Origin of the sequence: uncultured Tenacibaculum sp., assembly GCF_947502995.1 — a bacterium.
Lineage (GTDB): Bacteria > Bacteroidota > Bacteroidia > Flavobacteriales > Flavobacteriaceae > Polaribacter.
Genome location: NZ_CANNBW010000011.1, coordinates 136,613 through 149,066 on the forward strand (window position 1 = coordinate 136,613; position 12,454 = coordinate 149,066).

Consider the following 12,454-nt stretch of genomic DNA (forward strand, 5'->3'; position numbering starts at 1 on the left):
GCTTAATTAAATACCTAAAGCTTGCCCTCCTCCAATTTGTATTGTCTCTGCTGTGATAAATGCAGCATCTTTACTTGCTAAGAAAGAAACTACACCTGCTACATCTTCTGGCTGTCCTAATCTACCTAACATAATATTTTTTGCCCATGAAGCAAATACTTCTGGCTTTGTAGATTTAATTTGTTTGTGGAAATCTGTATCGATTGTACCAGGAGAAACTGCATTTGCTCGAATACCATATTCTGCTAAATCTTTCGCTAATGCTCTAGTTAAAGTATGAACTGCGGCCTTTGAAGTTCCATAAATTCCAGCTCCAGGACCACCTGCATTCCAACCTGCATTTGATGTATAGTTTATAATTGATGGATTATCACTTTTTTTCAAATAAGGAATTGCTGCACGAGAAGCAAAAAAAGCTGAATCTAAATTTAAAGCCATTACAAAACGATAAAAATCAGTTGTCATTTCTTCAAAACGTTGACGACCACCTAGACCACCTGCATTATTTATAAGTGTGTCTATTTTTCCATACTTCTCTCCTATTTTAGTGATATTTTCAGTAACTGCTTCTTCTTTAGTAACATCAAATCCGTAGTATTCTGCTGTTATACCTTCAGCTGTTAACTCTTCAACTCTTTTAGCTCCCATATCATCTTCAATACCATTTAAAATCACAGTATATCCATCTAATCCTAACCTTTTTGCAACAGCAAAACCAATTCCTCCTGTTGCTCCTGTAATTACAGCTATTTTGCTCATTTTAATTTTTGTTTTTTTGTTAATTGTTTCTTATTTATGTTTCTAGTTTTTCGCTTGAAGACGTTCTATTTTTGGACATAAAATCCAAACACTTACTAAAGCTATTGTTGCTAAAATTGCTCCAATAACAAATACTGGTGTATAATTACCTCCTTTAGTTAGCCAAGGCACAAAGAATGTTAATCCAGCTGCAGCTAGTTTTGCTGCCATACCTGAAAAACCTGCTAATGTCCCTACTGTTTTTCCACTAAATAAATCACTTGGTAAAGTTTGTATATTTCCAATTGCAGTTTGAAATCCAAATAGAATTACAGCCATAATTAGTACTGCAGTAGTCGGCCCTCCTGGATTTGCAAGTGCCAATAATGCCGGTAACATAATTAAACAACCTAATGTAATAACCATCTTTCTTGTTTTATCAATACTCCATCCTACTTTTAATCTATTGTGAGCTAATAAACCTCCAAACCAAGCTCCTATCATTGCTCCTAAATAAGGTACCCAACCGTATAAACCAATTCCTTTTACATCCATTCCATAAACTTCAAATAAGTAAATTGGAATCCATGACACAAACAACCACCAAATTGGATCAATTGCTGCTGAAGAAATAATTACTCCCCAACTTTGTTTATGCGATAATAATTTTGAAGTATTGGGCGTATAATCTTCCTCTAAAGATTCATCATTTTTTTCAGTTTTTTTCTTTTGACCTTTTAGAATATAATTTCTTTCCTCATCAGTTATCCAAGGATGTTTTTTTGGTGGAGCTTTCACTATTATAATCCAAGGAATTAACCATAATAAACCTAATAAACCGACAAGTATAAAAATAGTTTGCCAGCTAAAATGACCTGCCAAATATGCTATTAATGGAATTGCTATGGTACCTCCAATAGCTGCACCAGAATTAAATAAACCTTGTGCAAAAGCTCTCTCTTTTGTAGGGAACCATTCTGCATTTCCTTTTGACGCTCCAGGCCAGTTTCCTGCTTCAGAAATACCTAAAAGAGATCTGAATAACGCAAAACTTGTAAATGAATTTGCTAAAGCATGTAAGGCAGTAGCAACAGACCAAACTCCTATAGAAAGAATAAAACCTAATCGAGTACCAATCCAATCGAAAATTTTTCCGAAAATAGCTTGCCCAAAAGCATAAGAAAACATGAATACAATTGTTATCCAAGAATAAATCTCTTTTCTTTGATCTGCATTCTTATTTGGATATAATTCCTCTGCAATATCTGGCCATAAAACAATTAATGTTTGCCTATCAATATAGTTGATAATAGCTGCTAGTGCAATTAAACCTATTACCCACCATCTAAGTCCTTTAATTTTCATTTTTACTTTAGTTTACAACGTATTTGGTCTGGGCTCATAAAATTGACTTTATGAACCTTGTTAATAATTCAAGATATATCTATTAGGTTTTCAGATGATTAAAATCTAAACCTTAAGAATTAATATGTAATTTGTTTGTTTTCGCTTATTTAATTAAAAAGCTGTTTTAAGTTCTACTCTATATTTCTTTGTCTGAGTTATAACAATACTGATATAATACACTAAAATGATCTTTCATTTTTTGTTTAGCTAATTGGGGATTTTGATCTTTTATCGCTTCATATATATCATAATGTTCTTGTATACCTTTTTGTGCTAAACCTTTATCACATACATGGTATTTTTCAAAATTGGTAATAATACCTGGCGTAATCATTAACATAAAAGTATTAATTGTACTATTACCACTGGCTTTTGCTATTGCTAAATGAAATAATAAATCTTCTTGAACAGCATCTTCACCTTTATTTACCTTTTCAGTATAAGCTTCTAAAGTTTGAGCCATAGCTTTTAAATCTTCATCAGTACGTCTTAAAGCTGCTAATCTCGCAGTTTTGAGCTCTAATAAAATTCTGGTTTCAACCAAAGATTTAAAACTAGGATCTTCTAATCTTAGAATATCTTCAATCATACCATTAAGAGCAATTACACCAATATTAGCTACAAAAGTTCCACTTTGAGGAATTGATTTCAGTAATCCATAAAACTCAAGTTTTTGAATAGCTTCTCTTATATTTCCTCTTGAGACACCAAACTTTTCAGACAACATTCGCTCTGAAGGAAGCTTATCTCCTGGTTCTAAGTTCTTAAAGTTTATCAATTCTCTAATTTGAGCAATGATTTTCTTTTGAACATTTTCGCTGTCATTTGTTGTTAAAATATCTAATTTCATGTACTTTTTGTATAATTGGTTAACCAGTTCCGATTTACGAATTTAATAAATTACATCTGTTAAAGTTTATATTTATCTGCTATTTTTTGAAAAATAAACTGCTAATTAATGTGATACTTCTAGCTTATAAAATCGAACTCTAGCAAATGCATCTTTATCTCTGGTTTGAAAATAGTTACCTGCTTTAAAATAGTTTTCGAAAATACCCCATCTTTTCATATGTATATTCTCATATACCTTAAATTCATTATTGTTTAAAATTACTACCATTTTTCCATCGGATACTTTTACTTCGAGTGTAAATTTTTTAAAACCTACTTTTTGTTTAAAAGTATAACCTTCATCATCATCCCAAGCGTCTTTATGCAACAATTCTTTATATGTTGCTGTCTTACTTTTTAGGACTTTAGTCTTAACTCTTACTTTACCGTTCTTCCAATATATTTTTAAAATTGGAGGAGCATTATTATCTTTTTGACCTATTAACTCTTTTTGTTCATTTGTTAATCTCCCATGAATTTGCATGATAATGGTCTTATGATATTCTCCTTTCTTATTCCTAGAGATTTCATCAATAGCTAATTGTCCCTTCATTCTACCACCTTGTTTGAAGGTCCAGTTTACGTTATTATCTCCTGGCTTCATTTGTTCACGTAGTTCAGAACGAGAATATTTTGTATTTGCTGTAGTAATATTTGGTTCTGCATAAAACACTAAAGCTCCTTTAGCAGAATCGTTATACATGTACTTTTTTAATACATCATTATTAGCATAATCAAAAATTTCTGGTGGACTTACCTCATAAGGTTTTCCTTTATCATTTCCTTCCGGGATGGTAACTTTCCAATGTGTAAGATCTATTTTAGGAAGTTTAAATCTCTTTTTTCGTTTCTTCCTTTTTTTCTCGATCTTATTTTTCTTACCTGAAACGCTACTTTTTTGCGCCACACACGTAGCGTTTACAGATAAGAATATCAATACAAAAAGCGCTACTATGTTCTTTAGAATGCTTTTCATTAAATTTTTATAGATTGATTGCTGTTATAGTTATTGCATCTACACGAATTTCTTCATCTCCACTATTATAACCAAAATCTCCACCGCCACCTCCTGTAGCTGGTCCACCGATACCTCTAATAAATAAGGCTACACTATTATTTGCTCCTGAATTAAAAGTATAAGTATATGTGATATAACTATCATCACTTGGATTAGCTATTGTTTCTGCTAGAAGATTATTTGCTACATCTTCAACTTGAGATATCGAAGTATAACCCCAATTTTCCTGTGGAAAAGCTGTTGTTTCTGTAAAATACATAGGCGTGTAACCACTTACATATCCTGAACCTGCTAAAGCTCTAACTTCTAACATACTTGGAAAAGAACCTCCTGTTAAATCTTTAAAGGAAGCAACAACTTCAATTGTATAGTCTGCGTTTGGAGTAACTTCAAACTCTTGATAAATATGATCTGGTTCATTATTATCAAACTTTAAAACATTATCTGATCCACCATTACCTGAACTAGATTCACCTTGATCACCTAAATCTTTGTTTATCCAAGCAGAACATGTACAATCTGAACCTGATGATTTCGGTAATTTTGTAAAATCTGCATTTACTAAAACAGGATCCGGTACATCTGGTTCTTCTGGTTCAATTACTTCTATAGTTTTAGAAATAGTACTTTCAACACCAAGTGCATCTGAAACTGTTAAAGTTACAGTATAACTTCCTTCACCTGGATATTCATTAACACCATCTTTATCTGTAGATGTATTTCCATCACCAAAATTCCAACTAAAACTTGTCGCACTAGTAGACAAATTAGCGAAGTTGTATAATTTAAAATTCTCTGCACTTTGATTAAATTCAAAAGCTGCTGAAGGAGGAGTTAAATCTTCAACTGAACCTTCTTCAGGAAGTTCAAATTCGAAGTCGCAAGACGCAAATATTAATATACCTACAAAAACTAAAATTTTTGTTAGATATTTCTTCTGAAATGTGAATTTATTTATTTTTTTCATTTGTAAGCTCTTTAAATTAATAACCAGGATTTTGCTCTAAAATTCCACCTCCTAAATTCACTTCTCTTTGTGGAATAGGTAATAATAAATCTGTAGCACTAAAACTAGCTCCAATGTTAGTAGAAAATGTTGCTAATGTTTCTTGCGCTTTATTAAATCTTAACAAATCGAAAAGACGATGATTTTCGAAAGCTAATTCTACTCTTCTTTCTAACAATAAATCATCTTTAGTTATGTTAGTTACTGTGGTTGGTAATCCTGCTCTATCACGAATAGCTTGAAAAGAAGCTAAAGCTGCAGGAACACTTGTTTCATTAGAAGTTCCCATGATAGCTTCTACATGTAATAAAAGTACATCCGCATAACGCAAAACAATCCAATCGTTACCTGCTTGAGTTGGATTACTAGAAGTAGGATCTATCCCTAAAGTTGCATCTCCATCTGGAATATATTTTACAACTTGAAATCTAGTTGGCTGAGCTTGATCTACTCTATAAGAAAACTGTGTTCTATCTCCTCCAAAATTGTCTAGAGCATCTTTAGCATCAGGAGTTACATAATTTACTCCACTTGTTCTTCCCACAGCATTTAACCATTCTGCTGAAAAATTCTGACTATTTTGTGCATCATCTCCTAAGTATCCTATTGAAAATATAACTTCATTATTTCCTTCATTAAAGTATATATCTTTAAAATTAGTTTCTAAAGAAAAACCAGAGTTCATAACACTTTCACATAATTGTTGTGCTTCTAAATAGCGTTTATTTTCTGTAGTCATATACACTTTAGCTAATAACGTCTGTGCTGCTGCTCTAGAAGCTCTGTTTTTAGAACCGTTAGTTAATGTTTCTATAGCTCTATTTAAATCGGATTCAATTAAAGTATATACCTCATCTTTTGATTTTCTAGTAAATTGAATTTCTTTGTCTGCTGGTGCAATAACTCGATCTATTAGTGGAATGTCTCCAAATAATCTTACTAAGTTAAAATATGCATAAGCTCTAACAAATTTTGCTTCACCTTCGAATCTTGAGCGATTAGCTGCTGTAGCATTATTTAAATTTTCTAAAACAATATTTGCTCTAAAAATCACATTATAAAAACTACGATAATAATCTGCTACAATACCGTTATTTGCTTCTATTGTATAGTTTTCGAATTGAGCTGCTTCACCTTCACTACTTTTTGTTTGTGTGTTATCACTTCTCATTTCAGTAACGTAAAACTCAACTTGAATTCCATGATTGTCATTTGAACTTGTTGAATTAATTCCTTGAATTCCGTCGTACATATTAATAACTCCTAATTCAAGTTCATCATCATTTGAGTAAAATGTTTCACCATTTGGAGTTCCAATAGGTGCTGGCTCTAAGAAATTATCACTACATGAATACGATATAAAAATGATAATTAATATTGCGTAAATATTTTTTATTTGTTTCATGGTGTTGTTTTAAAATTCTAAGTTTAATCCTAATGAAATGGTTCTAGCAATTGGCGAACCTGCTCTTTGATAACCAAAAGTTAATGGACCTGTATTCTCTACGAATTCTGGATTAAAACCTGTATAATTATCTGCTGTGAAATACAATAAATTTTGGCCAGTTATATAAACTCTCGCTTTAGAGAAAAACTCGAAAGTTTCTGGTAAATCATTAGAGAAATTATATCCAATATTTACATTTCTTAAAGCAATGTAAGATGCATCTTGTATGATAGAATTTGTAAATATTTTTTGTTTAATAAACTCTTGATCTGGCGTTGTTGCAGTATTAAAATCTTGTGAGCTATTAAAGTGATTGAATAAATACTGATCTCCCATATTTCTTACTTCTGCACCATGACTTCCTTGCCACATAAAACTTAAATCTAAGTTCTTATATCTAAAACTATTTGAAAAACTCCAAACTAAATCTGGATAAGGATCTCCTAATATTGTTTTATCATCATCATCGATTAATCCATCTCCATTTAAATCTTTTACATAAACATCTTGAGCTTCTGCTCCAACAGGATGAAAAGGATCATTGATAAACTCTAAAGGAATTTCTCTATCGACTACCCAACCGTAAAAAGAAGCTACCGGATTTCCTACTGAATTAATCCATTCTGCTGCTCTTTTTGAATCTACATTAAGAATTTGACCATCAGAATCTCCAAAATTGATTAATTCATTTTCGTTCATTGAAGCTAACATTGTTGATGACCAACTAAAATCTTCAGTAACAATGTTACGTGTTTGTAATTCTAGTTCAATTCCTTTGTTTTCAACTTCTCCTAAATTAACTAAAGCTTGAGCAAATCCGGTAGTTACTGAAACTGGGTTAAATAATAGTTGCTTGTCGTTGTTTCTCTTATATACGTCTATTCCACCACTAATTCTGTTATTAAACAATCCAAAATCTAAACCTAAATTGATTTCTCTAGATTGTTCCCATTGTAAATCTGGATTAGGAAGATTTAAAGGATCGAAAGCAGAAACTACATTATTATCAATAATTGTTGATGTAGCTTGAAGTAAAGCTATTGAAGGATAAGTATTAATTAATACATCTCCTGTATTTAATCTGTTATTACCACTTAAACCGTAACTTGCTCTAAGTTTTAAGTTAGAAATAACATTACTTTCTTCTAAGAACTTTTCATTACTTGCTATCCAACCAACAGAAGCTGCTGGGAAATTTCCGAATTTAGAATCTGGTCCGAAAATAGAACTACCATCTCTTCTAAAACTTAAAGAAACTAAATACTTATCATCAAATGCGTAATTTAATCTTCCAAAGAAAGACATAAATGTTGTCTCGTATTGTAAAGAAGATTTATTCGAAATATTAGTTGCCGCATCTAAAGTCTGAGAAATATCTGATGTAAATCCTGTTCCTGTAACAGATTGAGTTCTTGTATCGAATGTTTCTGTAGAAAAACCTGCTACAGCATTTACATTGTGTTTTTCATTAAACACATGATTGTATGTAAAATAATTATCAGAAACTAAGTGAATTCTATTTAAATTTGAAGTTGTTAAAAAAGCTGCATCTGCTCCATTTCTATTCGCTAAAACTCCAGAATAACGGAATCCATTTCTTTGTTCAAAATCACCTGAAAAAGAAGTTCTAAACTCTAAATCATCTGTAACTTTATAATTCACATAAATAGAACCAAATAACCTGAACCTTTCTTCTGTTCTATTTCTTTCTAAAACTTTAGCTGCTGGGTTTGTATTTGAAGAGTTACTAATATCAGTTCCTCCTGTAGCAATAGGCTGGCCAGTAACTAAATCGTAATCATCGAACATACGTTGCACTGCATAATCACCAATTTGAACATTTGCCCATCTTCCATTATCTCTTAATCGATTTACGAACTGAATATTATTTTCATCTATGTATAATGGTAGCCAAGATGGTTGTCTTAAAATATCATGAGCAGAACCATCAAAACGTCTTCTATCAGTAAATGTAGGCGTTAAGCTAATTCCTACTTTAAACTTATCTGACAACTTAGTATCTACTTTAAGTTTTAAGTTATATTTTTTAAAATCATCTGTAATTAAAACACCTTCATCATGAACATATCCTAAGTTAGCACTAAACTTAGTCTTTTTAGTTCCTCCTCTAACACTAAATGAATGATTCGTAATTGTACCTCCATCGAAAATAACATCTTGCCAGCTTCTGTCTGTACCAATTAACTGTTTATATCTTGTTCTATCTGATAAAGCTCCATTTAAAGCTAATTCAGCTTGAGCAGTTCTAGCCAAACTAAATGTATAAGCATCTGATCTTCTTGCTTCTTTCAATCCAGTAAAAGTATTGTACGAAAATTTTGTTTTCCCCTCTTTTCCAGATTTAGTAATGATTTGAATTACACCATTACTACCTCTAGATCCATAAATAGCCGTTGAAGCAGCATCTTTTAGTACATCAAAAGAAGCAACATCATTCATATCTAAAGAACCTAAAAACTCATTGTCTACTACTAATCCATCAACAACAATTAATGGATCTGAAACTCCTGAAATTGATCCTGTTCCTCTAATTCTAATCGTTGGTGCAGAACCTGCTTCTCCTTCAGTAGTTTGAATATTAACCCCAGAAACCTGTCCTACTAAAGCATCATCGACACGAGCAACACCAATTTGCTCTAAATCCTTATTAACAAGTTTTGAAACAGCTCCTGTTACATTTGATTTCTTTTGAGAACCATAACCTACAACAACAACCTCATTAAGTACATTAGATTCGGGCTGTAAGACAATAGTTAGTTCTTTGTTATTTTGAATTGTGATCACTCTATCTTTAAAACCTATACTTGAGATTTGTAAAACTTCTCCTTTCTTCACTTTTAAAGAAAATTTACCATCAAAATCTGTAGAAACACCTTTAATTGTACCAAAAATGATCACATTGGCACCAGGTATAGGTTGATTGTCTTCTTGGGCAAGTACTGTACCACTCACCGTGAAGGTTTCTTGAGCTGATATAGCAATCCAACAGAAGAGCATTGCTATAAAAGTTAATCTGGTTTGTAATTTCATAATTTGTTTGTTGTTTTTTTGTGTCATTTCGATCTTACTCAAGTTCAAAATCTAAAACCAGATTTTGGCAATTCTTATATCTTTAGTATTTTTGCCTTGTCGATTGCTTTTGCACTTGATATTACTTCGGTTCCAAAAGAAGTATATAAAAAGGATAGGACCTTAAACTATCCTTTTTTTTTTAGATCAAAACAAATTGGTTTACCAGTTTGGTTAACCAAATATAAATTATTTTTTGATTTATAAAAAATTATTTGTCAGTATTTTGCATAAAATCTTCACGAATAGGACTAAATACATCAATTAAAACTCCTGCTTCTCTACAAATGGCTCCGTGCATTACGTGTGGTGGAATGTAAAAACAATCTCCTCCCTTAAGCATTTTAGTTTCTTTTCCTATAGTTAATTCGAAAGTTCCACTTTCGACATAAGTAACTTGAGAATGATAATGCTCGTGCATTGGTCCTACTCCACCAACTTCAAAGTGTACTTTAACCAACATGATTTTATCATCATATCCCATAATTTTACGTTTAACTCCTTCCCCAACTACTTCCCATTCAATTTCATCTCCAAAGAGAAATTCTTTACTCGCTTCAAATGTTTTCATTTCTATTTTATTTAATTATTGAAATAGTAAGCACCCTGCCATTTGTAATGCTTATCTTTTATAGTTAATTCGTGTTTAGTATTTTCTGAAGGATTTGTATTTGAAATTATAAATACGCGTTGTTCTTTATTAGTAAATACAATTTTTACAGCGGTGTAATCTTTATCATCATAAATTACGCTAGTATTTTCTATAGTACTTTTTGATTGCTTTGCTAATTCAAGTACAGCATTATAACTTCCGTGAGATTCTATCACATTTACAAATAATGTATTAGACTTATTTTGTTTACGGTGAATAAAAACCGGATCTCTTCTTAAATTAAAATTAGGATCATTTGCACCTATTCTTCCTAAAATGTAATCTTCATTTGTTTCAGATACAGAAGATATCGAATAGAATTTATTATGATTTAACCATGTAAAATGTGTGAATTGATTTAAAGGTTTTGCTTCAGCTTCTTTCCATAAATGTTGATACCCATTTGTATCACCCAAAGTATTTAATTGAGAAGAAGTTTCTAACTTTAAATTCGTTCCAATTACTTGTCCGAAATAATAAAAAGGCAAATCATAAGTGTTGTTATTTTTAGATTTTACTTTATTGATATCTAAAACAAAAGGAGCTGCTAAATTAGTATCTGTTACCAAAACCATTGTTCTTTGAAGTCCAACATTATTATATGCATTATTTTCTATAGCGCTTACAACTTGTACTTTCTTATCGGAGCTGTTAAACAAATACTTCTCTGAATGATTTTTACTACTCTCTTTAAACTTTCCTTTGTATTGAGAGGTTTGATTTACCGTAATGGTATTATGTGCAATAGTTTGTTTTGCCCAGGTTTTGTTCTCTTTTAAATACCCACCACCATTTTTTTGTTCAACATTTACGAATCTTGATAATCCATAATCTTGAATTACTTCTTCACCATTTTCATACAATGAAAAAGAAAGTTTATCGAAATGTCCATGACTTAAACCATGAGCAGAATACTTCATTACTAAAGTCAATTTTTGATTCTTATAAGTTCCTCTTAAAATACCAATGGCTCCTTTATCACCATTAGCTCCATCTGTTAATTCAATTGAACTTTTCTCAAAAGGTTCTGCTACCCCCTCTTTTATATCTAAAGAGACAGCCATACCGGTTTCATCTAATTGAACCTTATTTTGGGCTTTTGCTATTGATAATAGTTGCTTATTTTGATTTCCATAGAAGTACGCGATATCGACTGCAGAAATTAGAGAAGAATTGTAGTATGACATTCCTTTTTGTCCGTCATTTAAAGGAAAGAAATCACCATCTTCATCTGTTAGATTTAAAATCGCATCTACAGACTTTAGTAAAACACCATTCTTGTATTCAAAAATTTTAAGTTCTGGTTTTTTGTTTTGAAGTGCTTGAGCAAAAATTAAAAAAGGATACAATGCATATCTGTGATAATACGGTCCTTCTGTATAATATCCATCAGGAGAAAATGGGCTATCTAAATTTGCTAGAAATCCTGCTTTTCCATCTTTAGACTTAATTAAACCACCGTCATTATCTAAAGCTTCATTTGAAATCCCATCTTTTTTTATACCATATAAAGCTCTATTTACCAATTCATCATCGTTCATAACCAAACCAATCATACCAACTGCAACACAGCCCCAAGTACTATGGTTATGAATACGATTAAAAAATTGAGGAGTTTCTACTGATAAGAAATCAGCAAAGGGTCTGAATAGATTTTCTTCTAAATGACTTCTATCTTCCTTCGATAACCAATTGTAAATACAATCGTAAGCCTGACTTGTATACACTAACCAATTTGCATCGTTTAAACATTGCCAAAATATTTTACCTCTTGCATATGATCTTGTTTCGGGATGACGATCTAATTTTGGATATAAATCGGCATATCCCATTAACATTTCTTTTATGTAAGCTGCATATTTTTCATCACCTAAAATTTGAAATAAAAGTCCTGCTTTTTGCATTACCGCATAATTTATTTTATGCTGAGTATGAGGATAACCTCCAGCCATATCTTTTGGAATAGGAATATCAATTCCTTTGGCTATTTGCGCATCTACTTCATTTTGGGTTTGTTCTAATGTTTGATCGAATAAAGGTGTCGTTTTTAAATTCTTTTTGATGCTATTTACGCCATCTATAGTTAACATCAAGTTAGGATGAGCTGTTGTGTTCTTATCTGTTTTTGTTTGACTCTCATTTGTTTTACATGAAAGAAACGAAAGCAATAAAAGAATCGGAATAATTTGAATTGTTCTTAACATG

9 protein-coding genes are annotated in these 12,454 nt (G+C 31.5%); all 9 read right to left on the reverse strand.

What is annotated here, in order from left to right; translation table 11 throughout:
- Positions 1 to 6 precede the first annotated feature (6 nt).
- The 9 genes from Q1A46_RS10825 to Q1A46_RS10865 all read right to left on the reverse strand — a co-directional run bounded on the left by Q1A46_RS10825 (position 7) and on the right by Q1A46_RS10865 (position 12,453).
- Positions 7 to 759 carry an SDR family NAD(P)-dependent oxidoreductase gene (locus Q1A46_RS10825; RefSeq protein ID WP_299678041.1) on the reverse strand — a complete coding sequence of 251 codons (753 nt, stop codon included), beginning with the start codon at positions 757 to 759 and terminating at the stop codon, positions 7 to 9.
- A gap of 42 nt (positions 760 to 801) precedes the next feature.
- Positions 802 to 2,103 carry an MFS transporter gene (locus Q1A46_RS10830; RefSeq protein ID WP_299678044.1) on the reverse strand — a complete coding sequence of 434 codons (1,302 nt, stop codon included), beginning with the start codon at positions 2,101 to 2,103 and terminating at the stop codon, positions 802 to 804.
- 178 nt (positions 2,104 to 2,281) lie between these two features.
- Positions 2,282 to 2,995, reverse strand: a complete 714-nt coding sequence (locus tag Q1A46_RS10835; RefSeq protein WP_299678047.1) for a FadR/GntR family transcriptional regulator — start codon at positions 2,993 to 2,995, stop codon at positions 2,282 to 2,284.
- A gap of 105 nt (positions 2,996 to 3,100) precedes the next feature.
- Positions 3,101 to 4,012, reverse strand: a complete 912-nt coding sequence (locus Q1A46_RS10840) for a polysaccharide lyase family 7 protein (RefSeq protein ID WP_299678050.1) — start codon at positions 4,010 to 4,012, stop codon at positions 3,101 to 3,103.
- 7 nt (positions 4,013 to 4,019) lie between these two features.
- Entirely contained in the window at positions 4,020 to 5,021 is a 1,002-nt protein-coding gene (locus tag Q1A46_RS10845) for a PKD domain-containing protein (RefSeq protein WP_299678053.1), read from the reverse strand.
- A gap of 16 nt (positions 5,022 to 5,037) precedes the next feature.
- Positions 5,038 to 6,465: a RagB/SusD family nutrient uptake outer membrane protein gene (locus Q1A46_RS10850; RefSeq protein WP_299678056.1), complete on the reverse strand. Its 1,428-nt coding sequence runs from the start codon at positions 6,463 to 6,465 to the stop codon at positions 5,038 to 5,040.
- Between the two features lie 9 nt (positions 6,466 to 6,474).
- The gene (locus Q1A46_RS10855; protein ID WP_299678059.1) at positions 6,475 to 9,558 is read right to left on the reverse strand and encodes a TonB-dependent receptor; all 3,084 of its coding nucleotides are present in this window, start codon (positions 9,556 to 9,558) and stop codon (positions 6,475 to 6,477) included.
- A gap of 250 nt (positions 9,559 to 9,808) precedes the next feature.
- On the reverse strand, positions 9,809 to 10,168 hold the full coding sequence (locus tag Q1A46_RS10860; protein ID WP_299678062.1) for a cupin domain-containing protein: 360 nt from the start codon (positions 10,166 to 10,168) through the stop codon (positions 9,809 to 9,811).
- A gap of 11 nt (positions 10,169 to 10,179) precedes the next feature.
- Positions 10,180 to 12,453, reverse strand: coding sequence for a heparinase II/III family protein (locus Q1A46_RS10865; RefSeq protein WP_299678065.1), 2,274 nt, complete (start codon positions 12,451 to 12,453; stop codon positions 10,180 to 10,182).
- Between the last annotated feature and the right edge of the window lies 1 nt (position 12,454).